Raw genomic sequence first — 26,438 nt, forward strand, 5'->3', positions numbered from 1 at the left:
TCCCGCCGCCTTCCTCTTGTCCCGGCTTGTTATTGACTGATAACTTACTTCGCATGGCAGGTGACGGGATGCGGATGAGCGCGGAAGAGCGCCGCGAGGCGGCGGTCCGCGCGGCGATGACGGAGTTCGGCACGGGTGGCTACAACGGCACCTCCACCGGCGTCATCGCCAAGCGCATGGGAGTGTCGCAGCCGTACCTCTTCCGGCTCTTCCCCAACAAGAAGGCGCTGTTCCTGGCCGCCGCGGCGCGGTGCGTCGAGACGATCGAGGCGCACTTCGAGAAGGCGGCCGAAGGGCTGGAGGGGGAGGAGGCGTACGAGGCGATGTGCGGTTCGTACCGGGAGCTCGTCGGGGGCGGCGACGTCCTGCGGATGCAGCTGCAGATGTACGTGGCCGCCGTCGACGACGAGGAGATCCGCGAGGCCTGCCGGCGCGGCTGGCTGGGCCTGTGGGACTACATCACGACGCGTACCGGGGTGGGCGACCGCGACGCGGCGGAGTTCTTCGGCACGGGGATGCTCGTGAACGTACTGGTGGCGCTCGGTGTCCCACAGCACGAGCGCAGTTGGGCCGGGATCGACGGCCTCTACGCGGACCGCTTCCCGGAGAAGGGCTGACGGGTCGCGCGGGTCCTGCCCGGGCCCACTCATGTCCAAGAAAGTTATTGATCAATTACTAATCAGGTGGGGGAGTTCATGGCACAGCACCCGACGGAGGCCAGGCGCGGCAGCGTCGTCTGGGCCCTCGTCATCACCAGCGTCGCCGGTTTCATGGCGGCGCTCGACAACCTCGTCGTCACCACGGCGCTGCCCTCCATCCGCGCGGACCTCGGCGGGGCGCTGGAGGACCTGGAGTGGACGGTCAGCGCCTACACGCTCACCTTCGCCGTCCTCCTGATGTTCGGCGCCGCCATGGGCGACCGCTTCGGCCGCCGCCGCATGTTCCTCGTGGGCCTCGGCGTCTTCTCCGCTGCCTCGGCCGCCGCCGCGCTCGCCCCCGGTATGGGCGAACTCATCGCCGCCCGCGCCGTCCAGGGCGTCGGCGCCGCGATCCTGATGCCCCTCACCCTTACCCTGCTCTCCGCCACCGTGCCGCCCGAGCGGCGCGGCATGGTGTTCGGCATCTGGGGGGCCGTCAACGGCCTCGCGGTCGCCGCCGGACCGCTGATCGGCGGCTCGCTCACCGAGCACATCTCCTGGCAGTGGATCTTCTGGCTGAACGTCCCGATCGGTCTTCTCCTGCTGCCCCTCGCCCGGTTGCGGCTCGCCGAGAGCCGCGGTCCCGACCCGCGGCTCGACGCGACCGGCACGGTGCTCGCCAGCGTGGGCCTGTTCGGCATCGTCTACGCCCTCGTCCGCGGCAACGCCGACGGCTGGACCAGCGGTCCGGTCCTCGGCGGCCTCGTCGGCGGCGGTGTGCTGCTGGCGGGCTTCGTCCGGCACGGGATGCGGGCCCGCAACCCGATCCTGCCGATGCGGCTCTTCCGCAGCCGGGCCTTCGCCGCGATCAACGCGGCCAGCCTGCTGATGTTCCTCGGCATGTTCGGCTCGATCTTCCTGCTCAGCCAGTTCCTCCAGGGGGTCGCGGGCTACTCCCCGACGGAGGCGGGGCTGCGCATGCTGCCGTGGACGGGCATGCCGATGATCGTCGCGCCCATCGCGGGCTTCCTCTCCGACCGCGTGGGCGGCCGGCCGGTGGTCGCCGCCGGACTTGCCCTGCAGGCGGTCGGTCTCGGCTGGTTCGCCCTGGTCGTCGAGCCGGGCATGTCGTACGCGGCGCAGGTGCCGGCGCTGATCGTGAGCGGCGTCGGGATGGCGATGTACTTCGCCCCGAGCGCCAACATCGTCATGGGCAGCGTGCGGCCGGAGGAGCAGGGGATCGCCTCGGGCGCCAACAACGCGCTGCGCGAGGTCGGCGGGGCGCTCGGCGTCGCGACGCTCGCGGCGGTCTTCTCCGCCCAGGGCGGCTACGAGTCCGGGACGCGGTTCGTCGACGGCCTCACCCCGGCCCTCTGGGTGGGTGCGGCCGCCGTCGCGGTCGGCGCGCTCGCGGCGCTCCTCGTCCCGTCCCGGCGCGCCGCGAAGGCGGCTGCCGCGGCAGCCGCCGAGGCGGCCCCGGCCCCGGTCGAGCCGCTGGTCGACGCGACGCCCTGACGGTTGCATCGCCCGGGGGTGGGTGCGTCACCTCGGCGCACCCGCCCTGCCGGCCGCCCGCCTTACGGGTCGCCCGCCGCACGGGCCGCCCGTCCCGATTCAGCCGGACGCCGCCGGCCCCGCGGTGGTCCAGCCCTCGCTGCGGATGTCGAGGGCGAGGTCGCGGTCGTGGAGTTCCTCCCCGCACGTGCGGCAGTGCTCGACCGCGTCCAGGGGGTGGTCGTCCCGGTGCCGGAGGACGACCGGCGGCTCGTCCACCGCCCACTTGTCGCCCCACGCCACCAGCGCCCGGATGACCGGCGCGAGATCGCGCCCCGCCTCCGTCAGGTGGTACTCGTACCGCGGCGGCCGCTCGCTGTAGGCCCGCCGTTCGACGATGCCGGCCTCCTCCAGGGCGCGCAGCCGGGCGGTGAGGCGGTCGCGCGGGGCACCGGTGTTGCGGGCGACGGCGTCGAAGCGCCGGTTGCCGTAGAGGATCTCCCGGACCGCGAGCAGCGCCCACTTCTCGCCGACGACGTGCAGGGCCGCGGCGGCGGAGCAGGGGCGCCCCGGCAGCGGGGGCACAGGTGTGGTCGGGCTCACCGGACCAGTCTCACACAGCGGGTTGTGATTCCAAACCCACTCGCCCTACCCTCGACCCCACCAGAGAGTTGGAAAATCAAACTAACTGGTGCCGCCCCGCACACCCCCCTCACAGGAGGCGAGAACGCCATGCGCGACGCCGTCGTCGTGGAAGCCGTCCGCACCCCCATCGGCAAGGGCAAGCCGGGTGGGGCGCTCGCCGGGACGCACCCGGTGGAGCTGCTCGCGCACACCCTGAAGGAGCTCGTCGGCCGCAGCGGGATCGACCCGGCGCTCGTCGACGACGTCATCGGCGGCACCGTCGACCAGGTCGGCGAGCAGGCCATGAACACCACCCGCTGGGCCTGGCTCTCGGCGGGCTTCCCCGACTCCGTCCCGGCCACCACGGTCGACCGGCAGTGCGGTTCCTCCCAGCAGGCCGTGCACTTCGCCGCGCAGGGCGTCATCGCCGGCGCCTACGACGTCGTCGTGGCCTGCGGCGTGGAGTCCATGAGCCGGGTGCCCATGTGGTCCAACGTGCCACCCGGCGCGGACCCGTTCGGCCCGGGCGTCGCCGAACGCTTCCCCGGCGGACTCGTGCCGCAGGGCATCAGCGCGGAGCTGATCGCCGCCAAGTGGTCGCTCAGCCGGGAGGCGATGGACGACTTCGCCGCCGAGTCGCACCGCAGGGCCGCCGCGGCGTGGTCGGCCGGCGCCTTCGACGCGGAGGTCGCGCCGCTCGCCGGGCTCACCACGGACGAGTCCGTCCGCCCCACGACCACCCCGGAGATCCTCGCCGGACTGCGCCCCGCCTTCGCCGACCCCGGCTACGCCGAGCGCTTCCCGCAGATCGACTGGTCGGTCACGGCCGGCAACAGCAGCCCGGTCAACGACGGCGCCTCCGCCGTGCTGATCACCAGCGGCGAGACCGCCGAGCGCCTGGGCCTGCGCCCGCTCGCCCGGCTGCACAGCTTCGCGGTCACCGGCTCCGACCCCCTGCTGATGCTGACCGGCGTCATCCCGGCCACCGAACGCGTGCTGCGCCGCGCCGGACTGGACCTCGCGGACGTCGACCTGTTCGAGGTCAACGAGGCCTTCGCCAGTGTGGTCCTCGCCTGGCTCCAGGAGACCGGCGCCGACCCCGCCAAGGTCAACGTCAACGGCGGTGCCATCGCGCTCGGCCACCCGCTCGGGGCCAGCGGCACCCGGCTGATGACCACCCTCGTCCACGCCATGCGGGCCCGGGGCGCGCGCTACGCGCTGCAGACCATGTGCGAGGCGGGCGGGCTGGCCAACGCGACGGTCCTCGAAGCGCTGTGACCCGTACGGGACGGGCGGCGCCCCTGGCCGGGCCGGCCCGCCCCGTACCCTGAATGCCGTGCACGTACTCAACGACGCCCCGCTCGCGCCCCTGACCACCTTCCGCCTCGGCGGCCCCGCCACGCGCCTGGTGACGGCGACCACGGACGCCGAGGTCGTCGAGGCCGTACGGGAGGCGGACGCGGCCGGGACGCCGCTGCTGGTCATCGGCGGCGGCAGCAACCTGGTGATCGCCGACGAGGGCTTCGCCGGCACCGCGCTGCGCATCGCCACCCGCGGCTTCGAGCTGAACGGCACCGAGCTGGAGTTGGCGGCGGGCGAGGTGTGGACGGACGCCGTCGCCCGCACCGTCGAGGCGGGCCTGGCCGGCGTCGAGTGCCTGGCCGGCATCCCGGGCTCCGCCGGGGCCACACCGATCCAGAACGTGGGCGCGTACGGCCAGGAGGTCGCCGGCACGATCAGCGAGGTGATCGCGTACGACCGGACCACCGGCGAGACGGTCGTCCTGGACAACGCCGGGTGCGCCTTCTCCTACCGGCACAGCCGCTTCAAGGCCGACCCCGCCCGCTACGTCGTGCTGCGGGTGCGCTTCCGCCTGGAGGACGCCGACGGCATGTCCGGCCCGCTGAAGTACGCCGAGGTCGCCCGCGCCCTCGGCGCCGGCCCGGGCGACCGGGTGCCGCTGGACACCGCCCGCGAGACGGTGCTCAAGCTGCGCTCGGGCAAGGGCATGGTGCTGGACCCCGAGGACCACGACACCTGGTCGGCGGGCTCCTTCTTCACCAACCCGGTCCTCACCGAGGCCGGTTGGGCGGACTTCCTGGCCCGTGTCCAGGACCGGCTCGGCCCGGACGCCGCGCCCCCCGCCTACCCCGCGGGCGACGGCCGCACCAAGACCTCCGCCGCCTGGCTGATCGACAAGGCGGGCTTCACCAAGGGCTACGGCACCGGCCCCGCGCGGATCTCCACCAAGCACACCCTGGCCCTCACCAACCGGGGCGGGGCGACGACCGCCGACCTGCTCGCGCTCGCCCGGGAGGTCATCGGGGGCGTCCACGCGGCCTTCGGGATCACGCTGGTCAACGAGCCGGTGACGGTCGGCGTGAGCCTCTGATCCACCGGCCTCGGGTGCGCGACGGCGGCCCGGCCGCCGTCGCCCGCTCCGTCCCGGTCCCGATCAGCCGCCGAGCCAGTCGTCGATCCCCGCCAGGAGCTTGGTCCGCACGCCCTCGGGGGCCGCGGAGCCGCGTACCGACTGCCGGGCCAGCTCCGCCAGCTCCTCGTCCGTGAAGCCGTGGGCCTCCCGCGCGAGCGTGTACTGCGCGGCGAGCCGCGAGCCGAACAGCAACGGGTCGTCGGCGCCCAGCGCCATCGGCACGCCGGCGTCGAAGAGGGTCCGCAGCGGCACCTGCTCGGGCCGGTCGTAGACGCCGAGGGCCACGTTGGACGACGGGCAGACCTCGCAGGTGACCCCGCGCTCGGCGAGCCGGGCCATCAGCCGTGGGTCCTCGGCCGCCCGCACGCCGTGCCCGACCCGGCCGGCGTGCAGGTCGTCCAGGCAGTCGCGGACACTGCCCGCGCCCGCCAGCTCGCCGCCGTGCGGCGCCGCCAGCAGCCCGCCCTCCCGGGCGATGGCGAACGCCCGGTCGAAGTCCCGGGCCAGGCCACGGCGCTCGTCGTTGGAGAGCCCGAAGCCGACCACCCCGCGGTCGGTGTAGCGCACCGCGAGGCGGGCCAGCGTACGGGCGTCCAGCGGGTGCTTGGTGCGGTTGGCGGCGACGAGGACGGCCATGCCCACGCCCGTCTCCCGGGAGGCGGTCTCCACCGCGTCCAGGATGATCTCCATGGCCGGGATCAGGCCGCCCAGGCGGGGTGCGTACGAGGTGGGGTCGACCTGTATCTCCAGCCACCCCGACCCGTCGCGGGCGTCCTCCTCGGCGGCCTCGCGGACCAGACGCCGGATGTCGTCGGGGGAGCGGAGCACGGAACGCGCGATGTCGTACAGGCGCTGGAAGCGGAACCAGCCGCGCTCGTCGGTCGCGCGCAGACTGGGCGGTTCGCCCGAGGTCAGCGCCTCGGGGAGGTGCACACCGTACTTGTCGGCGAGCTCCAGCAGGGTCGCGGGCCGCATCGAGCCGGTGAAGTGCAGGTGGAGGTGCGCCTTGGGGAGGAGGGATACATCGCGTGCCATCCACAGATCCTGCCGCACCGGTGGGGGGTGCCGGTACCGCTTTCGGCCGCTTTCCCCGAACGAGGGCTTGCCCGCACACACACGCGGGCCCCTGACCGGCAGGTCAGGGGCCCGCGGGACGGGTTGGGCCCGCGCTCAGGCCTTGGCCTCGCCCAGCAGCTTCTGCATCCGGGAGACGCCCTCGACGAGGTCCTCGTCACCGAGGGCGTACGACAGGCGCAGGTAGCCGGGGGTCCCGAAGGCCTCGCCCGGGACGACGGCGACCTCGGCCTCCTCCAGGATCAGCTCGGCGAGCTCCACGGAGCTCTGCGGCCGCTTGCCGCGGATCTCCTTGCCGAGCAGCGCCTTGACCGACGGGTACGCGTAGAAGGCGCCCTCCGGCTCGGGGCAGACGACACCGGGGATCTCGTTGAGCATCCGCACGACGGTCTGGCGGCGCCGGTCGAAGGCCTTCCGCATCTCGGCCACGGCCACCAGGTCACCGGAGACGGCGGCCAGGGCGGCGACCTGCGCGACGTTGCTCACATTGGAGGTGGCGTGCGACTGGAGGTTGGTGGCCGCCTTGACGACGTCCTTGGGGCCGATGATCCACCCCACGCGCCAGCCGGTCATGGCGTAGGTCTTGGCGACGCCGTTGACCACGACGCACTTGTCGCGCAGCTCGGGGAAGAGCGCCGGCAGCGAGACCGCGGCGGCGTCCCCGTAGACCAGGTGCTCGTAGATCTCGTCCGTCAGCACCCACAGGCCGTTGTCGACGGCCCAGCGGCCGATCGCCTCGGTCTCGGCCTCGGTGTAGACGGCGCCGGTCGGGTTGGACGGCGACACGAAGAGCACGACCTTGGTCTTCTCCGTGCGGGCGGCCTCCAGCTGCTCGACGGAGACCCGGTAGCCGGTGGTCTCGTCGGCGACCACCTCCACCGGGACACCGCCGGCCAGCCGGATCGACTCGGGGTAGGTCGTCCAGTACGGCGCAGGGACGATGACCTCGTCACCCGGGTCGAGGATGGCGGCGAAGGCCTCGTAGATGGCCTGCTTGCCGCCGTTGGTGACCAGGATCTGGGAGGCGTCGACCTCGTAGCCGGAGTCGCGCAGCGTCTTGGCGGCGATCGCGGCCTTCAGCTCCGGCAGGCCGCCGGCCGGCGTGTAGCGGTGGAACTTCGGATTGCGGCACGCCTCCACGGCCGCCTCGACGATGTAGTCGGGCGTCGGGAAGTCGGGCTCGCCGGCACCGAAGCCGATGACCGGTCGCCCGGCGGCCTTGAGGGCCTTGGCCTTCGCGTCCACGGCGAGCGTCGCGGACTCGGAGATCGACCCGATGCGGGCCGACACGCGTCGTTCAGTTGCAGCGGTCATGTCTGCATCGTCGCAGACCCGGCGGCACCGGAGCACACGAGTTCACGTTCCGGGCAGAACCGCGCGCAACCGCTCCGAACCGCGCCCGGACACGCGACGCATTCGACGCCCGGCCCGCGAACACGTACACTCATCCGTCGATGGCCCCCGCGAGCTGATCTTGGCTGCGCACATCGTGCAGCCGCTCGGATGCGGTACGTTGGGGGGCACTCAAAGGGTCGTAGCTCAATTGGTAGAGCACTGGTCTCCAAAACCAGCGGTTGGGGGTTCGAGTCCCTCCGGCCCTGCTACAAGCAGGCAGACGCTTTGAGGATTGTTTCGGCAACGACCCGGATTCAGGTGAGGACGAGTGACGGAAGCCCTGGGCTCCACCGCGACGCCTGAAAGTGGTCGTCCCGACAGTGAATCCGCGGACGCCACCTCCAAGAAGCCCCGCCGCGGCGGCAAGCGTGGCAAGAAGGGGCCCCTCGCGCGCCTCGCGCTCTTCTACCGCCAGATCGTCGCGGAGCTCCGCAAGGTCGTCTGGCCCACGCGCAGCGAGCTCATGACGTACACCAGCGTGGTGATTGTCTTCGTTGTGGTCATCATCGCGCTCGTTACCGTGATTGACTGGGGATTCAACAAGGGCGTCTCGTACGTCTTCGGGTGATTCCTCCCGCGGAGGGCGCCCGCGGCGCCCGACCGCCTGTTCCACATCGTGAAGGAAGAAGCAGCGACCGTGTCTGACCCGAACCTGTACGACGCCGACGAGACCGTCGAGGGCGACGACACCGCGCTCGACATCGTCGAGGCAGCCGACGGCGACATCGACCAGGCGGAGGCTGCAGACGAGGCCGCCGGCGAGCCCGCCGAGCAGGCTGCCGTCCAGGTCGTCGACGAGGACGAGGTGGACGAGGCCGAGGCGGACGAGGCCGACGAGGCGACAGGTGAGGAAGCGGCGGAGGAGCAGGCCCCGGTGGACCCGGTCGCCGCGTTCCGCGAGGAGCTGCGCGTCCTCCCCGGCGAGTGGTACGTGATCCACACCTACGCCGGTTACGAGAACCGCGTGAAGTCCAACCTGGAGCAGCGCGCCGTCTCGCTGAACGTCGAGGACTACATCTACCAGGCCGAGGTGCCCCAGGAAGAGGTCGTCCAGATCAAGAACGGCGACCGCCGCACCGTCCGTCAGAACAAGCTGCCCGGCTACGTGCTGGTGCGCATGGACCTGACGAACGAGTCCTGGGGCGTCGTCCGCAACACCCCCGGCGTCACCGGCTTCGTCGGCAACGCCTACGACCCGTACCCGCTGACGCTGGACGAGGTCACCAAGATGCTGGCCCCGGAGGTCGAGGAGCAGGCCGCCGCCGCTGCCGAGGGCGGCGAGGGCGGTGCCGTGCCGAAGCGCAAGGTCGAGGTCCAGGTGCTGGACTTCGAGGTCGGTGACTCGGTCACGGTCACCGACGGCCCGTTCGCGACGCTGCAGGCCACGATCAACGAGATCAACCCGGACTCGAAGAAGGTCAAGGGCCTCGTGGAGATCTTCGGCCGCGAGACGCCGGTCGAGCTCAGCTTCGACCAGATCCAGAAGAACTAGCAGGTCCCGAACCACCGAAGCGCCCCCGCCCGCGGTCACCCGCCGGGACGGGGGCTCTTCCGTGTCCGGCGACGGCCGGCGGGCCGCCGTCCGGTTCCCGGGAAATGCCCGTGGCGGGGGTCCCGCGTGGTGCGGGAGGGGTTGTCTGACCTGCCCGGTTTCAGGGCTCGGCACGATACCCGCTATCGTGGTGCGGTATGCCTGCTCGCAGGCAGGAAAACTCTCACTAGGACCCGGAGAGAGCACATGCCTCCCAAGAAGAAGAAGGTCACGGGGCTTATCAAGCTCCAGATCAACGCTGGTGCGGCCAACCCGGCCCCGCCGGTGGGCCCGGCGCTGGGCCAGCACGGCGTGAACATCATGGAGTTCTGCAAGGCCTACAACGCGGCCACCGAGTCGCAGCGTGGCTGGGTGATCCCGGTGGAGATCACGGTCTACGAGGACCGCTCCTTCACCTTCATCACCAAGACCCCGCCGGCCTCCCGCATGATCCTCAAGGCCGCGGGTGTGGAGAAGGGCTCCGGCGAGCCGCACAAGACCAAGGTCGCGAAGCTTACGCGCGACCAGGTCCGCGAGATCGCCACGACCAAGCTGCCCGACCTCAACGCGAACGACCTGGACGCCGCCGAGAAGATCATCGCCGGCACCGCGCGTTCCATGGGCATCACGGTCGAGGGCTGACCACTCCACCAGCAGTGCCGTGGTAGGACCTGCTCGGTCCGCACCACGACTCCTCAAGACACACAGGAGCAGTAGTGAGCAAGCGCAGCAAGTCCCTCCGGGCTGCGGACGCCAAGATCGACCGGGAGCGTCTGTACGCGCCCCTCGAGGCCGTCCGTCTGGCCAAGGACACCTCCACCAGCAAGTTCGACGGCACCGTCGAGGTTGCCTTCCGTCTGGGCGTCGACCCGCGCAAGGCCGACCAGATGGTCCGTGGCACCGTGAACCTTCCGCACGGCACCGGTAAGACCGCCCGGGTCCTGGTCTTCGCGACCGGTGACCGTGCCGAGGCCGCGCGTGCCGCGGGCGCCGACATCGTCGGCGCCGACGAGCTGATCGACGAGGTCGCGAAGGGCCGTCTGGACTTCGACGCCGTCGTCGCCACCCCGGACCTCATGGGCAAGGTCGGCCGCCTCGGCCGCGTCCTCGGCCCCCGTGGTCTGATGCCGAACCCGAAGACCGGCACCGTCACCCCCGACGTGGCCAAGGCCGTCACGGAGATCAAGGGCGGCAAGATCGAGTTCCGCGTCGACAAGCACTCGAACCTGCACTTCATCATCGGCAAGACCTCGTTCGGTGAGCAGCAGCTGGTCGAGAACTACGGCGCCGCCCTGGACGAGATCCTGCGTCTGAAGCCGTCCGCCGCCAAGGGTCGCTACATCAAGAAGGCCGCCATCAGCACCACGATGGGCCCCGGCATCCCGCTCGACCCGAACCGCACCCGCAACCTCCTCGTCGAGGAGGACCCGGCCGCCGTCTGACCGGGTCGGGCCGCCAGGCCCGTGCAGCTGTGAAGCCGGCCCCGCTCCTCTCCGGAGGTGCGGGGCCGGTTTTTTCGTACGACTGTGTCGGCGCGGTGCGTTAACGTGACGAGCGGTTCCACCGGGACCAGTGGACGACGGACGGCATGGGGTGGGGTTTTCATGAGCTTGTCGGCAGCGAAGCGTGTGGGCGTCGGTCTGGCGGCCGTGGCCGTCGTGGTCGGGCTCGCGGGCTGCGACGACGGCGACGGCGGCAGCAAGAAGCGCAAGAAGGCCGACGCGCCCCACGAGGCCGTCCAGACGCAGGGGGACATCACCGAGGCCATCCAGGCCGCCTTCCGCAAGACCTCGGAGGCCAAGTCCGCCAAGGTCCGTATGACGATCACCGTGCCGGCCGGCGCCCAGGGCGGCGGCACCATGCGCATCGCCGGCGTGCAGGGATGGGACCCGGCGGTCATGGACGTCACCATGGACGGCGCCGCCCTCACGGCCGCGGACCCGGACGCCCCCTCCCAGATCCGGATGATCATGCTGGACCAGGCCATGTACATGGACATGGGGGAGAAGTCCGCCGCCGAGATGGGCGGCAAGCGCTGGATGAAGCTGGACCTGAAGGCCGCGGCCGAGGTCAGCGGCAGCAAGGAGCTCCAGCAGAAGATGACCGGCGGCCTGGACAGCACGAACCAGGACCCGGCCGAGCAGCTCGCCCTGCTGCTCCAGTCGCCCAACCTCAAGCACGTCGGATCGGAGAAGGTCGGCGGCGTCGAGGCGGACCACTACAAGGGCACGCTGACCTTCGAGGAGATGGTGGACGCCAACACGTCGTCCGACGTCCTCTCCGCGAAGGAGCGTGAGGCCCTGATCGCCAACCTCAAGAAGGCGGGCGTCAAGGGCTACGACACCGAGGTCTGGGTCAACCGGGACCACTACCCGGTGAAGATGGTCGTGGGGACCAAGACGCCCGAGGGCACGGTCCGCATGAGCGCCTCCTACTCCGACTACGGCGCCGCGGTGAACGTCCAGGCGCCGCCGGCGAAGGACACGGTCGACCTGTTCGGGATGCTGGGGGACATGAAGGCGTCCGGACTGGACGGGGGCACCACCGGCCTGGGCGGCTGACCTGCCCCGGGAACGGATTTGCCTGGCGCGGAGCCGTTCGCGTACCCTTCTGGGGAAGCCAAAGACCGCTGGTTGTTGGCGCGCCCGCGAGGGTGCGGCAGCCGAAGGATCCGCTGATGCGGACGGCCCGCGCAGGTGACAGTGGATGTACTCCCGTAATCGCATCGCGGTTCCGGTCGAGTCACGCCCCGTGCGCCTGCGCCGGGGCGTTTGTTTTTGCCCGGCCCCTTCCCGTGCGGTCCGAATCACCCGGAAGGAGGCCGAGGCTCTATGGCGAGGCCCGACAAGGCCGGTTCGGTCGCAGAGCTGACGGACAAGTTCCGCAGCTCCAACGCCGCCGTGCTGACCGAGTACCGCGGTCTCACCGTGGCGCAGCTCAAGACGCTGCGCCGTTCGCTCGGTGAGAACGCCCAGTACGCCGTGGTGAAGAACACGCTGACCAAGATCGCGGCCAACGAGGCCGGGATCACCGCCCTGGACGACCTGTTCGCGGGTCCGACGGCGGTCGCCTTCGTCACCGGTGACCCGGTGGAGTCGGCGAAGGGTCTCCGTGACTTCGCCAAGGAGAACCCGAACCTCATCATCAAGGGCGGTGTGCTTGACGGCAAGCCGCTGTCCGCCGATGAGATCAAGAAGCTCGCGGACCTCGAGTCCCGCGAGGTGCTGCTCGCCAAGCTGGCGGGTGCCATGAAGGCCAAGCAGGGCCAGGCCGCTGCTGTCTTCCAGGCCCTGCCGTCGAAGCTCGTCCGCACCGTGGAAGCGCTGCGCGCGAAGGCCGAGCAGGGCGGTGCCGGTACGCCGGCTCCCGCCGAGGACGCGGAGTAACCACTCCCGTGCTCTAGCGGGCCCGTACGCCCGCCGACATGTACATCCGGCACCCGCCGAATTAGTGGAAGGACCGCCATCATGGCGAAGCTCAGCCAGGACGACCTGCTCGCGCAGTTCGAGGAGATGACCCTCATCGAGCTCTCCGAGTTCGTGAAGGCCTTCGAGGAGAAGTTCGACGTCACCGCCGCCGCCCCGGTCGCCGCCGTCGTCGCCGGTGGTGCCGCTGGTGGCGCCGCCGCCGAGGCCGTCGAGGAGCAGGACGAGTTCGACGTCATCCTCACCGGCGCCGGCGAGAAGAAGATCCAGGTCATCAAGGTCGTGCGCGAGCTGACCTCCCTGGGTCTGAAGGAGGCCAAGGACCTCGTCGACGGCACCCCGAAGCCGGTCCTCGAGAAGGTCAACAAGGAGGCCGCGGAGAAGGCCGCCGAGTCCCTCAAGGCCGCGGGCGCGTCCGTCGAGGTCAAGTGATCCCTGCCCCTTCCGGGGGGCTGATCAGCCGCGGGGCGGCCACCCTTTCGGGTGGCCGCCCTCGGTCGTTTGCGTGGTGCGTCACCCGCTCCGGCGACCGGCCCGGGTAGGGTGATCATCACCGCTCCGGGACCGTCGGCTTCCTTCAGCTGTGACGATCTCCGCGGGGCGGAGCCCTTGACGAACCGCACGTGGCGCGCGATTCTCAGGACGCGTCGTCACATCGGCCATGGACCGAGGCATGGATCGAGGGCGATGCGGGAATGCCTCACCTGGCAAGCGCGAATGAGGGCATGACGGCTCACAACAAGGGGATCCCACGGACCCCTCCGGAGGACGAGATTGGTGCAGCACCGGTCTCCGAAACTCTGCACTGGACATCAGTGTGCCAAGTGGCTACACTGACCCTTTGCGCTGCCTGTTAGCTGCCGCCTGGCCCGTCACCAGGGGCAAGCCCAAGCCTGAGCACACATGAGGAACCGTCCTGACCAGGGCATCCTTGTCTGCGCCCGGGGGCGGAAGCCGGTACGCGCGTAGTGAGTCCGAGCCCTCGGAAGGACCCCCTCTTGGCCGCCTCGCGCAACGCCTCGACTGCCAATACGAACAACGGCGCAAGCACCGCCCCGCTGCGCATCTCTTTCGCGAAGATCAAGGAGCCGCTCGAGGTCCCGAACCTCCTCGCGCTGCAGACCGAGAGCTTTGACTGGCTTCTCGGCAACGCCGCCTGGAAGGCTCGCGTCGAGGCGGCCCTGGACAGTGGTCAGGACGTCCCCACCAAGTCCGGTCTGGAGGAGATCTTCGAGGAGATCTCGCCGATCGAGGACTTCTCCGGGTCGATGTCGCTGACCTTCCGCGACCACCGTTTCGAGCCTCCGAAGAACTCGATCGACGAGTGCAAGGAGCGCGACTTCACCTATGCCGCGCCGCTCTTCGTCACGGCCGAGTTCACCAACAACGAGACCGGCGAGATCAAGTCCCAGACGGTCTTCATGGGCGACTTCCCGCTCATGACCAACAAGGGCACCTTCGTCATCAACGGCACCGAGCGTGTCGTGGTGTCCCAGCTGGTGCGCTCGCCGGGTGTCTACTTCGACAGCCAGATCGACAAGACGTCCGACAAGGACATCTACTCCGCCAAGGTCATCCCCTCGCGTGGTGCCTGGCTGGAGATGGAGATCGACAAGCGCGACATGGTCGGTGTCCGCATCGACCGCAAGCGCAAGCAGTCCGTCACCGTCCTCCTGAAGGCGCTCGGCTGGACCACCGAGCAGATCCTCGAGGAGTTCGGCGAGTACGAGTCGATGCGCGCCACCCTGGAGAAGGACCACACCCAGGGCCAGGACGACGCGCTGCTCGACATCTACCGCAAGCTGCGTCCGGGCGAGCCGCCGACCCGTGAGGCCGCGCAGACGCTGCTGGAGAACCTCTACTTCAACCCCAAGCGCTACGACCTGGCCAAGGTCGGCCGCTACAAGATCAACAAGAAGCTGGGTGCCGACGCGCCGCTGGACGCCGGTGTGCTGACCGTCGAGGACGTCATCTCGGCGATCAAGTACCTGGTCAAGCTGCACGCGGGCGAGACCGAGACCACCGGCGACAACGGTTCCTCCGTGGTCGTCGAGGTCGACGACATCGACCACTTCGGCAACCGTCGTCTGCGCAACGTCGGCGAGCTCATCCAGAACCAGGTCCGCACGGGTCTGGCCCGCATGGAGCGCGTCGTCCGCGAGCGGATGACCACCCAGGACGTCGAGGCGATCACGCCGCAGACCCTGATCAACATCCGGCCGGTCGTCGCCTCCATCAAGGAGTTCTTCGGCACCAGCCAGCTGTCCCAGTTCATGGACCAGACGAACCCGCTGTCGGGCCTGACCCACAAGCGCCGTCTGTCCGCGCTGGGCCCCGGTGGTCTGTCCCGTGAGCGGGCCGGCTTCGAGGTCCGTGACGTGCACCCGTCCCACTACGGACGCATGTGCCCGATCGAGACCCCCGAAGGCCCGAACATCGGTCTGATCGGCTCGCTGGCCTCCTACGGCCGGGTCAACGCGTTCGGTTTCGTGGAGACCCCGTACCGCAAGGTCGACGAGAACGGTGTCGTCACCGACGAGGTCAACTTCCTCACGGCCGACGAGGAGGACCGCTACGTCATCGCCCAGGCGAACGCCCCGCTGACGGACGACGACCACTTCGCGGAGTCCCGCGTCCTGGTCCGCCGCCGTGGTGGCGAGATCGACTACGTCCCCGGCGAGGACGTGGACTACATGGACGTCTCGCCGCGCCAGATGGTGTCGGTCGCGACCGCCATGATCCCGTTCCTCGAGCACGACGACGCCAACCGCGCGCTCATGGGATCGAACATGATGCGCCAGGCCGTGCCGCTGCTCAAGGCGCAGGCCCCGCTGGTCGGCACCGGCATGGAGTACCGCTGCGCGGTCGACGCCGGTGACGTCATCAAGGCCGACAAGGACGGTGTGGTCCAGGAGGTCTCCGCGGACTACGTCACCGTCGCCAACGACGACGGCACGTACAACACCTACCGGGTGGCCAAGTTCTCCCGCTCGAACCAGGGCACGTCCTTCAACCAGAAGGTCGTCGTGGACGAGGGCGCCCGCGTGATCGCCGGCCAGGTGCTGGCCGACGGCCCGTCCACCGAGCGCGGTGAGATGGCGCTCGGCAAGAACCTCCTGGTGGCGTTCATGCCGTGGGAGGGCCACAACTACGAGGACGCGATCATCCTCAGCCAGCGCCTGGTGCAGGACGACGTCCTCTCCTCGATCCACATCGAGGAGCACGAGGTCGACGCCCGTGACACCAAGCTCGGCCCCGAGGAGATCACCCGGGACATCCCGAACGTCTCCGAGGAGGTCCTGGCCGACCTCGACGAGCGCGGCATCATCCGCATCGGTGCCGAGGTCGTCGCCGGCGACATCCTGGTCGGCAAGGTCACCCCGAAGGGCGAGACCGAGCTGACCCCGGAGGAGCGCCTGCTGCGCGCGATCTTCGGTGAGAAGGCCCGTGAGGTCCGTGACACCTCGCTGAAGGTGCCGCACGGCGAGACCGGCAAGGTCATCGGTGTGCGCGTCTTCGACCGCGAGGAGGGCGACGAGCTGCCGCCGGGCGTGAACCAGCTGGTCCGCGTCTACGTGGCGCAGAAGCGCAAGATCACCGACGGTGACAAGCTCGCCGGCCGTCACGGCAACAAGGGCGTCATCTCCAAGATCCTGCCGATCGAGGACATGCCGTTCCTGGAGGACGGCACCCCGGTCGACATCATCCTCAACCCGCTGGGCGTCCCGTCCCGGATGAACCCGGGACAGGTCCTGGAGATCCACCTCGGCTGGCTCGCCGCGCAGGGCTGGGACGTCTCCGGCCTCGGCGACGAGTGGGCGCGCCGCCTGGCGGCCATCGGCGCCGACCAGGTCGCTCCCGGCACCAACGTCGCCACCCCGGTGTTCGACGGTGCCCGCGAGGACGAGATCGCCGGTCTCTTCGAGGCCACGATCCCGAACCGCGACGGCCGGCGCATGGTGCTGCCCTCCGGCAAGGCCCGGCTCTTCGACGGCCGCTCCGGCGAGCCGTTCCCGGACCCGATCTCGGTCGGCTACATGTACATCCTCAAGCTGCACCACCTGGTGGACGACAAGCTGCACGCCCGTTCCACCGGTCCGTACTCGATGATCACCCAGCAGCCGCTGGGTGGTAAGGCGCAGTTCGGTGGTCAGCGCTTCGGTGAGATGGAGGTGTGGGCCCTTGAGGCGTACGGCGCGGCCTACGCGCTGCAGGAACTCCTCACCATCAAGTCCGACGACGTCCTGGGCCGCGTGAAGGTCTACGAGGCCATCGTCAAGGGCGAGAACATCCCCGAGCCGGGCATTCCCGAGTCCTTCAAGGTGCTCATCAAGGAAATGCAGTCGCTCTGCCTCAACGTGGAGGTGCTGTCCTCGGACGGCATGTCCATCGAGATGCGCGACACGGACGAGGACGTCTTCCGCGCGGCGGAGGAGCTCGGAATCGACCTGTCCCGGCGCGAGCCGAGCAGCGTCGAAGAGGTCTGACGGGCCGGCCGGGGAGCCGCCAGTGAGCGGCTCCCCGCCTCCCCCGGACCGTTCAGACATGTTTGACTTTCGACCCCGAAAGAGGGATTGACGACAAAGTGCTCGACGTCAACTTCTTCGACGAGCTGCGGATCGGCCTTGCGACCGCGGACGACATCCGGCAGTGGTCCCACGGCGAGGTCAAGAAGCCTGAGACCATCAACTACCGCACCCTGAAGCCCGAGAAGGACGGACTCTTCTGCGAGAAGATCTTCGGCCCCACCCGGGACTGGGAGTGCTACTGCGGCAAGTACAAGCGTGTCCGCTTCAAGGGCATCATCTGCGAGCGCTGCGGCGTCGAGGTCACTCGCGCCAAGGTGCGTCGTGAGCGGATGGGCCACATCGAGCTGGCCGCTCCCGTGACCCACATCTGGTACTTCAAGGGCGTTCCGTCGCGGCTGGGCTACCTGCTCGACCTCGCCCCGAAGGACCTCGAGAAGGTCATCTACTTCGCCGCCTACATGATCACGTGGGTGGACGACGAGCGGCGCACGCGCGACCTGTCCTCGCTGGAGGCCCAGGTCTCCGTCGAGCGCCAGCAGATCGAGCAGCGCCGTGACGCGGACATCGAGTCCCGGCAGAAGAAGCTCGAGGCCGACCTCGGCGAGCTGGAGGCCGAGGGCGCCAAGTCCGACGTGCGCCGCAAGGTGCGCGAGGGCGCCGAGCGTGAGATGAAGCAGCTGCGCGACCGTGCCCAGCGCGAGCTGGACCGCCTCGACGAGGTGTGGTCCCGCTTCAAGAACCTCAAGGTCCAGGACCTGGAGGGTGACGAGCTGCTCTACCGCGAGCTGCGGGAGCGCTTCGGCACCTACTTCCAGGGTTCGATGGGTGCCGCGGCGCTGCAGAAGCGCCTGGAGTCCTTCGACCTGGACGAGGAGGCCGCCAAGCTCCGCGAGATCATCCGTACCGGCAAGGGCCAGAAGAAGACCCGTGCGCTCAAGCGCCTCAAGGTCGTCTCCGCCTTCCTGCAGACCACCAACAAGCCCCAGGGCATGGTGCTGGACTGCGTCCCGGTGATCCCGCCGGACCTGCGTCCGATGGTGCAGCTGGACGGTGGCCGCTTCGCGACCTCCGACCTGAACGACCTGTACCGCCGCGTCATCAACCGCAACAACCGCCTCAAGCGCCTCCTCGACCTCGGTGCCCCCGAGATCATCGTGAACAACGAGAAGCGCATGCTCCAGGAGGCCGTGGACGCGCTCTTCGACAACGGCCGTCGTGGTCGCCCGGTCACGGGCCCCGGCAACCGTCCGCTGAAGTCGCTGTCCGACATGCTCAAGGGCAAGCAGGGCCGGTTCCGTCAGAACCTGCTCGGCAAGCGCGTCGACTACTCGGCCCGTTCGGTCATCGTCGTCGGCCCGCAGCTCAAGCTGCACCAGTGCGGTCTGCCCAAGGCCATGGCGCTGGAGCTCTTCAAGCCGTTCGTGATGAAGCGCCTGGTGGACCTCAACCACGCGCAGAACATCAAGTCGGCCAAGCGCATGGTCGAGCGCGGCCGCACGGTCGTGTACGACGTGCTCGAAGAGGTCATCGCCGAGCACCCGGTGCTGCTGAACCGTGCGCCGACCCTGCACCGCCTGGGCATCCAGGCCTTCGAGCCGCAGCTGGTCGAGGGCAAGGCCATCCAGATCCACCCGCTCGTCTGCACCGCGTTCAACGCGGACTTCGACGGCGACCAGATGGCCGTGCACCTGCCGCTGTCCGCGGAGGCGCAGGCCGAGGCCCGCATCCTGATGCTGTCCTCGAACAACATCCTCAAGCCCGCCGACGGCCGTCCGGTGACGATGCCGACGCAGGACATGGTCCTGGGTCTGTTCTTCCTCACCACGGACGCGGAGGAGCGCGAGCTCCGGGGCGAGGGCCGGGCGTTCGGCTCGACCGCCGAGGCGATCATGGCCTTCGACGCGCGCGAGCTCTCGCTGCAGTCGAGGATCGACATCCGGTTCCCGATCGGGACCGTCCCGCCGCGTGGCTGGACCCCGCCGGCGGACGTCGAGGGCGAGGAGCCCTGGCAGCTCGGTGACTCCTTCCGGCTGAACACGACCCTGGGCCGTGCGCTCTTCAACGAGCTGCTGCCCGAGGACTACCCGTTCGTGGACTACCCGGTCGGCAAGAAGCAGCTCTCCGAGATCGTCAACGACCTCGCCGAGCGCTACCCGAAGGTCATCGTGGCGGCGACGCTCGACAACCTGAAGGCGTCCGGCTTCCACTGGGCGACCCGTTCCGGTGTCACCGTGGCCATCTCCGACGTCGTCGTGCCCGAGGCCAAGAAGGCCATCATCGCGGGCTACGAGGCACAGGACGAGAAGGTCCAGAAGCAGTACGAGCGCGGTCTGATCACCAAGGACGAGCGCACGCAGGAGCTGATCGCGATCTGGACCAAGGCGACCAACGAGGTCGCCGAGGCGATGAACGCGAACTTCCCGAAGACCAACCCGATCTTCATGATGGTCGACTCGGGCGCCCGCGGAAACATGATGCAGATGCGTCAGATCGCGGGTATGCGTGGCCTGGTGTCCAACGCGAAGAACGAGACCATCCCGCGGCCCATCAAGGCGTCGTTCCGTGAGGGTCTCACCGTGCTGGAGTACTTCATCTCCACCCACGGTGCCCGTAAGGGTCTCGCGGACACCGCCCTGCGTACCGCCGACTCCGGTTACCTGACGCGTCGTCTGGTCGACGTCTCCCAGGACGTCATCATCCGCGAGGAGGACTGCGGCACCGAGCGCGGCCTCAAGCTGGCGATCGCCGAGCGTGCCGAGGACGGTTCGCTGCGCAAGACGGAGGACGTCGAGACCAGCGTGTACGCGCGCTGCCTCGCGGAGGACGTCGTGGTCGACGGCAAGGTGCTGGCCACGGCCGGCACCGACCTGGGCGACGTGCTCATCGAGCAGCTCATCCACAACGGCGTCGAGGAGGTCAAGACCCGCTCGGTCCTGACCTGCGAGTCCGCGGTGGGCACCTGCGCGATGTGCTACGGCCGTTCGCTCGCGACCGGCAAGCTGGTGGACATCGGCGAGGCGGTCGGCATCATCGCCGCCCAGTCCATCGGTGAGCCCGGCACCCAGCTGACGATGCGTACCTTCCACACCGGTGGTGTGGCCGGTGACGACATCACCCAGGGTCTGCCGCGTGTCGTCGAGCTCTTCGAGGCGCGTACCCCCAAGGGTGTCGCCCCGATCTCGGAGGCGGCCGGCCGCATCCGGATCGAGGAGACCGAGAAGACCAAGAAGATCGTCATCACCCCGGACGACGGTGCCGAGGAGATCGCCTACCCGATCTCCAAGCGTGCCCGTCTGATGGTCGGCGAGGGCGACCACGTCGAGGTCGGCGAGAAGCTGACCGTGGGTGCCACCAACCCGCACGACGTGCTGCGCATCCTGGGTCAGCGGGCCGTCCAGGTCCACCTGGTCGGGGAAGTCCAGAAGGTCTACAACTCGCAGGGCGTGTCGATCCACGACAAGCACATCGAGATCATCATCCGGCAGATGCTCCGCCGGGTGACGATCATCGAGTCCGGCGACGCGGAGCTGCTGCCGGGCGAGCTGGTCGAGCGCGGCCGCTTCGAGACCGAGAACCGTCGGGTCGTGGCGGAGGGTGGCCACCCGGCCTCCGGCCGTCCGCAGCTGATGGGTATCACCAAGGCCTCGCTGGCCACCGAGTCCTGGCTGTCGGCCGCCTCCTTCCAGGAGACGACCAGGGTCCTGACGGACGCGGCGATCCACGCCAAGTCCGACTCCCTGCTGGGCCTCAAGGAGAACGTCATCATCGGCAAGCTCATCCCGGCCGGTACGGGTCTGTCCCGCTACCGCAACATCCGGGTCGAGCCGACCGAGGAGGCCAAGGCCGCGATGTACTCGGCCGTCGGCTACGACGACATCGACTACAGCCCGTTCGGCACCGGCTCCGGCCAGGCCGTCCCGCTGGAGGACTACGACTACGGCCCGTACAACGGCTGAGTCGTCCGCTCGAAGCCGCTGGGCGGCCATCCCTTCGGGGGTGGCCGCCCAGCGGCTTTCCGCCTTCCCTGAAGGGCCTGTGGGGCCCTGCGGGGCGGTCCGGCCGGGGGAGGGGCGGCACGGTCCGGCCGACCGTGCGACGGGACACCCTCGGAACGTGGTTTTCCGGGCATAATGGAGCGATGCGGGCTGCCAACGATGATCGTGAGCGTACGGTGGACGTGCTCAAGGTGGCGTTCGCCGAAGGCCGGTTGACCCAGCCGGAGTTCGAGGACCGGGTCGGGCTGGCCTACCAGGCGGTGACCTTCCAGGAGCTGTACGGACTCACCGCGGACATCCCGCGCCCCCGCCGGCTGCCCACGCCGCCACCGCCCGTCAACGCCAAGGCGGTCGCCTCGCTGGTCTGCGGCGCGGTGGGGATGTTCGGGCTGCTGGTCCCGGGGATACCGGCCGTGGTGCTGGGACACATGGCGCGGCGGGAGATCCGGCGCACGGGTGAGCGGGGCGACGCGCTCGCGGTGTGCGGTCTGGTGATGGGATACCTTCTGACCGCGTTCACGGTCGCGATCACCGCGATCGTCGTTATGGTGGTAGTGGCGGTCAGTCACGGCTGAGTGCGTTCACGCGAGCCCCGGAGGGGCCCGGCGGGAGGGTGCGGCATCGGCCGAGACCATATGTTTTGACCGAAGGCTGAGCGCTGGGTACGCTCTGACCTTGTGCCTGGGGTGTGCCCGGGTTCTCGTGCGTGCACTTGTCCGTACGGGACACCGAGGCCGATACGCCGACAAATACGCATTTTCGCTTCGACGGAAATCGTATGAGGTGCGCGACACACCCGACCGCGTGGGTCGGCGTGAGCCGCTGAAACCCCAGGTTAGAAGTATCGAGTCGGCACACAGAAACCGGAGAAACGGTGCCTACGATCCAGCAGCTGGTCCGAAAGGGCCGGCAGGACAAGGTCGAGAAGAACAAGACGCCTGCGCTGAAGGGCTCCCCCCAGCGCCGCGGCGTCTGCACGCGCGTCTACACGACCACCCCGAAGAAGCCGAACTCTGCCCTGCGCAAGGTCGCTCGTGTGCGACTGACCAGCGGCATCGAGGTCACCGCTTACATCCCGGGTGAGGGTCACAACCTGCAGGAGCACTCCATCGTGCTCGTGCGTGGTGGCCGTGTGAAGGACCTGCCGGGTGTTCGCTACAAGATCATCCGCGGCTCGCTCGACACCCAGGGTGTCAAGAACCGCAAGCAGGCCCGCAGCCGCTACGGCGCCAAGAAGGAGAAGTAAGAATGCCTCGTAAGGGCCCCGCCCCGAAGCGCCCGGTCATCATCGACCCGGTCTACGGTTCTCCTCTGGTGACGTCGCTCGTCAACAAGATCCTGCTGCACGGCAAGCGCTCCACCGCCGAGCGCATCGTGTACGGCGCCCTCGAGGGCCTGCGCGAGAAGACCGGGCAGGACCCGGTCATCACGCTCAAGCGCGCCCTGGAGAACGTCAAGCCCTCCCTGGAGGTCAAGTCCCGCCGTGTCGGTGGCGCGACCTACCAGGTGCCGATCGAGGTCCGCCCCGGCCGCGCCAACACCCTGGCGCTGCGCTGGCTGGTGGGTTACTCCCGCGCCCGCCGCGAGAAGACCATGACCGAGCGTCTGATGAACGAGCTGATGGACGCCAGCAACGGTCTGGGCGCCGCGGTCAAGCGTCGCGAGGACACCCACAAGATGGCCGAGTCCAACAAGGCCTTCGCGCACTACCGCTGGTAGTCCGCGCCCCCATCGAGAGAACCGAGAGAAGACTGAAGCCTTATGGCTACCACTTCACTTGACCTGGCCAGGGTCCGCAACATCGGGATCATGGCCCACATCGACGCGGGCAAGACGACGACCACCGAGCGGATCCTGTTCTACACCGGTGTCTCGTACAAGATCGGCGAAGTCCACGACGGCGCTGCCACCATGGACTGGATGGAGCAGGAGCAGGAGCGCGGCATCACGATCACGTCGGCCGCGACGACCTGCCACTGGCCGCTGGAGAACGTCGACCACACCATCAACATCATCGACACCCCGGGTCACGTCGACTTCACCGTCGAGGTGGAGCGCTCGCTGCGCGTGCTCGACGGTGCCGTGACGGTGTTCGACGGTGTCGCCGGTGTCGAGCCGCAGTCCGAGACCGTCTGGCGTCAGGCGGACCGCTACGGTGTGCCGCGCATCTGCTTCGTCAACAAGCTCGACCGCACCGGCGCCGAGTTCCACCGCTGCGTCGACATGATCGTGGACCGCCTCGGTGCGGTTCCGCTGGTCATGCAGCTGCCGATCGGTGCCGAGGCCGACTTCAAGGGCGTGGTCGACCTCGTCCAGATGAAGGCCCTCGTGTGGTCCGCCGAGGCCACCAAGGGCGAGATGTACGACATCGTCGACATCCCGGAGACCCACACCGAGGCCGCCGACGAGTGGCGCGGCAAGCTGCTCGAGGCCGTCGCGGAGAACGACGAAGAGATGATGGAGCTGTACCTGGAGGGCACCGAGCCCAGCCAGGAGCAGCTGATGGCGGCCATCCGCCGCATCACCCTCGCCTCCAAGGGCGGCGCGGGCTCCGTCACCGTCACCCCGGTGTTCTGCGGCACCGCGTTCAAGAACAAGGGCGTCCAGCCCCTGCTCGACGCGGTCGTGCGCTACCTGCCGTCGCCGCTGGACGTCGAGGCCATCGAGGGCCACGCGGTCGGCGACGCCGAGCAGATCATCAAGCGCAAGCCGTCGGACGACGAGCCCTTCTCCGGCCTCGCGTTCAAGATCATGAGCGACCCGCACCTCGGCAAGCTCACCTTCGTCCGGGTGTACTCGGGCCGCCTGGAGTCCGGCAGTTCCGTGCTGAACTCCGTCAAGGGCAAGAAGGAGCGCATCGGCAAGATCTACCGCATGCACGCGAACAAGCGTGAGGAGATCGAGTCGGTGGGCGCCGGCGACATCGTCGCCGTCATGGGCCTGAAGCAGACCACCACCGGTGAGACGCTGTCCGACGACAAGAACCCGGTGATCCTGGAGTCCATGGACTTCCCGGCGCCGGTCATCCAGGTCGCGATCGAGCCCAAGTCCAAGGGCGACCAGGAGAAGCTGGGTGTCGCCATCCAGCGTCTCTCGGAGGAGGACCCCTCCTTCCAGGTCCACTCGGACGAGGAGACCGGCCAGACGATCATCGGCGGCATGGGCGAACTGCACCTCGAGGTGCTGGTCGACCGCATGAAGCGCGAGTTCAAGGTCGAGGCGAACGTGGGCAAGCCCCAGGTCGCCTACCGCGAGACCATCCGCAAGGCGGTCGAGCGGATCGACTACACGCACAAGAAGCAGACCGGCGGTACCGGCCAGTTCGCGAAGGTGCAGATCGCGCTGGAGCCGCTGGAGGGCGGAGACGCCTCCTACGAGTTCGTCAACAAGGTCACCGGTGGCCGCATCCCCCGCGAGTACATCCCGTCGGTGGACTCCGGTGCCCAGGAGGCCATGAAGTTCGGCATCCTGGCCGGCTACGAGATGGTCGGCGTCCGCGTCACCCTTCTCGACGGTGGCTACCACGAGGTCGACTCCTCCGAGCTGGCGTTCAAGATCGCCGGTTCGCAGGCCTTCAAGGAGGGCGCCCGCAAGGCGAGCCCCGTCCTCCTCGAGCCGATGATGGCCGTCGAGGTCACCACGCCCGAGGAGTCCATGGGCGACGTCATCGGCGACCTCAACTCCCGCCGTGGCCAGATCCAGGCCATGGAGGAGCGCAGTGGCGCCCGGGTCGTCAAGGGCCTGGTGCCGCTGTCGGAGATGTTCGGCTACGTCGGCGACCTCCGCAGCAAGACGTCGGGTCGCGCGAGCTACTCGATGCAGTTCGACTCCTACGCCGAGGTTCCCAAGAACGTCGCCGAGGAGATCATCGCGAAGGCCAAGGGCGAGTAATCCAGCAGTTGTTCCCGCACTAGGCTTGACCGGGAGGCTTGGGGGCATTCCGCCGCGAACCGCAAGGGGAGCGTCGGATGCCCCGGCCGCCCGTAACCCAGCAAAGATCACCCTGGCGCCGATGAAGTAAGGCGTACAGCAACTCCACAGGAGGACCCCAGTGGCGAAGGCGAAGTTCGAGCGGACTAAGCCGCACGTCAACATCGGCACCATCGGTCACATCGACCACGGTAAGACGACCCTCACGGCCGCCATTACCAAGGTGCTGCACGACGCGTACCCGGACCTGAACGAGGCCTCGGCCTTCGACCAGATCGACAAGGCTCCCGAGGAGCGCCAGCGCGGTATCACCATCTCCATCGCGCACGTCGAGTACCAGACCGAGGCGCGCCACTACGCCCACGTCGACTGCCCCGGTCACGCGGACTACATCAAGAACATGATCACCGGTGCCGCGCAGATGGACGGCGCCATCCTGGTGGTCGCCGCCACCGACGGCCCGATGCCGCAGACCAAGGAGCACGTGCTCCTGGCCCGCCAGGTCGGCGTTCCGTACATCGTCGTCGCCCTGAACAAGGCCGACATGGTGGACGACGAGGAGATCCTGGAGCTCGTCGAGCTCGAGGTCCGTGAGCTGCTCTCCGAGTACGAGTTCCCGGGCGACGACCTGCCGGTCGTCCGCGTCTCCGCGCTGAAGGCGCTGGAGGGCGACAAGGAGTGGGGCGAGAAGCTCCTCGGCCTGATGAAGGCCGTGGACGAGGCCGTTCCCACCCCGGAGCGCGACGTCGACAAGCCGTTCCTGATGCCGATCGAGGACGTCTTCACGATCACCGGTCGTGGCACCGTCGTCACCGGTCGTATCGAGCGCGGCATCCTCAAGGTCAACGAGACCGTCGACATCATCGGCATCAAGACCGAGAAGACCACCACCACGGTCACCGGCATCGAGATGTTCCGCAAGCTGCTCGACGAGGGCCAGGCCGGTGAGAACGTCGGTCTGCTGCTCCGCGGCATCAAGCGCGAGGACGTCGAGCGCGGCCAGGTCATCATCAAGCCGGGTTCGGTCACGCCGCACACCGACTTCGAGGCCCAGGCCTACATCCTGTCGAAGGACGAGGGTGGCCGTCACACCCCGTTCTTCAACAACTACCGCCCGCAGTTCTACTTCCGTACCACGGACGTGACCGGCGTCGTGACCCTCCCCGAGGGCACCGAGATGGTCATGCCGGGCGACAACACCGCCATGACGGTCGCGCTGATCCAGCCGATCGCCATGGAGGAGGGCCTCAAGTTCGCCATCCGCGAGGGTGGCCGGACCGTCGGCGCCGGCCAGGTCACCAAGATCCTCAAGTAAGGATCCCGGCGATCTGCCGCTTGCCGTAGGCGAGCCGTACGAGGGCCCCGGCCC

21 protein-coding genes and 1 tRNA gene are annotated in these 26,438 nt (G+C 69.0%); 19 read left to right on the plus strand and 3 right to left on the minus strand.

The window, feature by feature from the left end:
- Positions 1–53 precede the first annotated feature (53 nt).
- Together ACZ7MY_RS30020 and ACZ7MY_RS30025 are read left to right on the plus strand one after the other, a co-directional pair.
- A complete protein-coding gene (locus tag ACZ7MY_RS30020) occupies positions 54–617 on the plus strand; it encodes a TetR/AcrR family transcriptional regulator (protein WP_499606428.1) in 564 nt (187 codons plus the stop codon).
- A gap of 78 nt (positions 618–695) precedes the next feature.
- Complete coding sequence (locus tag ACZ7MY_RS30025; protein WP_499606429.1) at positions 696–2,153, plus strand: DHA2 family efflux MFS transporter permease subunit; 1,458 nt, start codon at positions 696–698, stop codon at positions 2,151–2,153.
- A 99-nt stretch (positions 2,154–2,252) separates the two neighbouring features.
- Here the strand turns inward: ACZ7MY_RS30025 and ACZ7MY_RS30030 are convergent, their stop codons facing one another.
- Entirely contained in the window at positions 2,253–2,735 is a 483-nt protein-coding gene (locus ACZ7MY_RS30030) for a winged helix-turn-helix transcriptional regulator (protein WP_499606430.1), read from the minus strand.
- Between the two features lie 129 nt (positions 2,736–2,864).
- Here ACZ7MY_RS30030 and ACZ7MY_RS30035 point away from each other — a divergent pair, with 129 nt between their 5' ends.
- Both ACZ7MY_RS30035 and ACZ7MY_RS30040 read left to right on the plus strand, forming a co-directional pair.
- Positions 2,865–4,034, plus strand: a complete 1,170-nt coding sequence (locus ACZ7MY_RS30035; protein WP_499606431.1) for a thiolase family protein — start codon at positions 2,865–2,867, stop codon at positions 4,032–4,034.
- A 58-nt stretch (positions 4,035–4,092) separates the two neighbouring features.
- Complete coding sequence (locus ACZ7MY_RS30040; protein WP_499606432.1) at positions 4,093–5,148, plus strand: UDP-N-acetylmuramate dehydrogenase; 1,056 nt, start codon at positions 4,093–4,095, stop codon at positions 5,146–5,148.
- A gap of 63 nt (positions 5,149–5,211) precedes the next feature.
- Here ACZ7MY_RS30040 and ACZ7MY_RS30045 read toward each other — a convergent pair whose 3' ends face one another.
- Together ACZ7MY_RS30045 and ACZ7MY_RS30050 are read right to left on the minus strand one after the other, a co-directional pair.
- Positions 5,212–6,225 (minus strand): adenosine deaminase, encoded by a 1,014-nt coding sequence (locus tag ACZ7MY_RS30045; protein WP_499606433.1) that lies wholly within the window; start codon positions 6,223–6,225, stop codon positions 5,212–5,214.
- Positions 6,226–6,360: 135 nt separating this feature from the next.
- On the minus strand, positions 6,361–7,578 hold the full coding sequence (locus ACZ7MY_RS30050; RefSeq protein WP_499606434.1) for a pyridoxal phosphate-dependent aminotransferase: 1,218 nt from the start codon (positions 7,576–7,578) through the stop codon (positions 6,361–6,363).
- A gap of 214 nt (positions 7,579–7,792) precedes the next feature.
- Between ACZ7MY_RS30050 and ACZ7MY_RS30055 the strand changes: the two genes are divergently transcribed.
- From ACZ7MY_RS30055 to tuf, 15 genes are all read left to right on the plus strand, one after another.
- Positions 7,793–7,865: transfer RNA gene (locus ACZ7MY_RS30055), tRNA-Trp, on the plus strand.
- Positions 7,866–7,927: 62 nt separating this feature from the next.
- Entirely contained in the window at positions 7,928–8,227 is a 300-nt protein-coding gene (gene secE, locus ACZ7MY_RS30060; protein ID WP_499606435.1) for a preprotein translocase subunit SecE, read from the plus strand.
- 69 nt (positions 8,228–8,296) lie between these two features.
- The gene (gene nusG, locus ACZ7MY_RS30065; protein WP_499606436.1) at positions 8,297–9,151 is read left to right on the plus strand and encodes a transcription termination/antitermination protein NusG; all 855 of its coding nucleotides are present in this window, start codon (positions 8,297–8,299) and stop codon (positions 9,149–9,151) included.
- Between the two features lie 246 nt (positions 9,152–9,397).
- On the plus strand, positions 9,398–9,832 hold the full coding sequence (rplK, locus tag ACZ7MY_RS30070) for a 50S ribosomal protein L11 (protein ID WP_319135229.1): 435 nt from the start codon (positions 9,398–9,400) through the stop codon (positions 9,830–9,832).
- A 74-nt stretch (positions 9,833–9,906) separates the two neighbouring features.
- A complete protein-coding gene (gene rplA, locus ACZ7MY_RS30075) occupies positions 9,907–10,632 on the plus strand; it encodes a 50S ribosomal protein L1 (RefSeq protein ID WP_499606437.1) in 726 nt (241 codons plus the stop codon).
- 162 nt (positions 10,633–10,794) lie between these two features.
- Entirely contained in the window at positions 10,795–11,751 is a 957-nt protein-coding gene (locus tag ACZ7MY_RS30080; RefSeq protein ID WP_499606438.1) for an SCO4651 family lipoprotein, read from the plus strand.
- Between the two features lie 270 nt (positions 11,752–12,021).
- Complete coding sequence (rplJ, locus tag ACZ7MY_RS30085; RefSeq protein ID WP_089226434.1) at positions 12,022–12,576, plus strand: 50S ribosomal protein L10; 555 nt, start codon at positions 12,022–12,024, stop codon at positions 12,574–12,576.
- Between the two features lie 81 nt (positions 12,577–12,657).
- Positions 12,658–13,047 (plus strand): 50S ribosomal protein L7/L12, encoded by a 390-nt coding sequence (rplL, locus tag ACZ7MY_RS30090; protein WP_499606439.1) that lies wholly within the window; start codon positions 12,658–12,660, stop codon positions 13,045–13,047.
- Positions 13,048–13,613: 566 nt separating this feature from the next.
- Positions 13,614–17,102 carry a DNA-directed RNA polymerase subunit beta gene (rpoB, locus tag ACZ7MY_RS30095; protein ID WP_499606440.1) on the plus strand — a complete coding sequence of 1,163 codons (3,489 nt, stop codon included), beginning with the start codon at positions 13,614–13,616 and terminating at the stop codon, positions 17,100–17,102.
- Between the two features lie 98 nt (positions 17,103–17,200).
- On the plus strand, positions 17,201–21,100 hold the full coding sequence (locus ACZ7MY_RS30100; RefSeq protein WP_499606441.1) for a DNA-directed RNA polymerase subunit beta': 3,900 nt from the start codon (positions 17,201–17,203) through the stop codon (positions 21,098–21,100).
- Between the two features lie 182 nt (positions 21,101–21,282).
- A complete protein-coding gene (locus ACZ7MY_RS30105; protein WP_499606442.1) occupies positions 21,283–21,714 on the plus strand; it encodes a DUF1707 and DUF4190 domain-containing protein in 432 nt (143 codons plus the stop codon).
- A gap of 299 nt (positions 21,715–22,013) precedes the next feature.
- Positions 22,014–22,385 (plus strand): 30S ribosomal protein S12, encoded by a 372-nt coding sequence (gene rpsL / locus ACZ7MY_RS30110; RefSeq protein WP_014144289.1) that lies wholly within the window; start codon positions 22,014–22,016, stop codon positions 22,383–22,385.
- A 2-nt stretch (positions 22,386–22,387) separates the two neighbouring features.
- Positions 22,388–22,858, plus strand: coding sequence for a 30S ribosomal protein S7 (rpsG, locus tag ACZ7MY_RS30115; RefSeq protein WP_018558864.1), 471 nt, complete (start codon positions 22,388–22,390; stop codon positions 22,856–22,858).
- Between the two features lie 42 nt (positions 22,859–22,900).
- Positions 22,901–25,030 (plus strand): elongation factor G, encoded by a 2,130-nt coding sequence (fusA, locus tag ACZ7MY_RS30120; protein WP_499606443.1) that lies wholly within the window; start codon positions 22,901–22,903, stop codon positions 25,028–25,030.
- 160 nt (positions 25,031–25,190) lie between these two features.
- Positions 25,191–26,384: an elongation factor Tu gene (gene tuf, locus ACZ7MY_RS30125; protein ID WP_319135252.1), complete on the plus strand. Its 1,194-nt coding sequence runs from the start codon at positions 25,191–25,193 to the stop codon at positions 26,382–26,384.
- The last annotated feature ends 54 nt before the right edge of the window (positions 26,385–26,438 follow it).

Source organism: Streptomyces sp. NPDC111520 (assembly GCF_055635295.1).

Bases quoted from the DNA above. Each gene is read 5' to 3' on its own strand.
- rpsG (WP_018558864.1), top strand. From the start codon at position 22,388: ATGCCTCGTAAGGGCCCCGCCCCGAAGCGCCCGGTCATCATCGACCCG.
- rplL (WP_499606439.1), top strand. From the start codon at position 12,658: ATGGCGAAGCTCAGCCAGGACGACCTGCTCGCGCAGTTCGAGGAGATG.
- ACZ7MY_RS30020 (WP_499606428.1), top strand. From the start codon at position 54: ATGGCAGGTGACGGGATGCGGATGAGCGCGGAAGAGCGCCGCGAGGCG.
- fusA (WP_499606443.1), top strand. From the start codon at position 22,901: ATGGCTACCACTTCACTTGACCTGGCCAGGGTCCGCAACATCGGGATC.
- rplJ (WP_089226434.1), top strand. From the start codon at position 12,022: ATGGCGAGGCCCGACAAGGCCGGTTCGGTCGCAGAGCTGACGGACAAG.
- ACZ7MY_RS30080 (WP_499606438.1), top strand. From the start codon at position 10,795: ATGAGCTTGTCGGCAGCGAAGCGTGTGGGCGTCGGTCTGGCGGCCGTG.
- ACZ7MY_RS30035 (WP_499606431.1), top strand. From the start codon at position 2,865: ATGCGCGACGCCGTCGTCGTGGAAGCCGTCCGCACCCCCATCGGCAAG.
- ACZ7MY_RS30105 (WP_499606442.1), top strand. From the start codon at position 21,283: ATGCGGGCTGCCAACGATGATCGTGAGCGTACGGTGGACGTGCTCAAG.
- ACZ7MY_RS30045 (WP_499606433.1), bottom strand. From the start codon at position 6,225: ATGGCACGCGATGTATCCCTCCTCCCCAAGGCGCACCTCCACCTGCAC.
- ACZ7MY_RS30050 (WP_499606434.1), bottom strand. From the start codon at position 7,578: ATGACCGCTGCAACTGAACGACGCGTGTCGGCCCGCATCGGGTCGATC.
- rplK (WP_319135229.1), top strand. From the start codon at position 9,398: ATGCCTCCCAAGAAGAAGAAGGTCACGGGGCTTATCAAGCTCCAGATC.
- ACZ7MY_RS30025 (WP_499606429.1), top strand. From the start codon at position 696: ATGGCACAGCACCCGACGGAGGCCAGGCGCGGCAGCGTCGTCTGGGCC.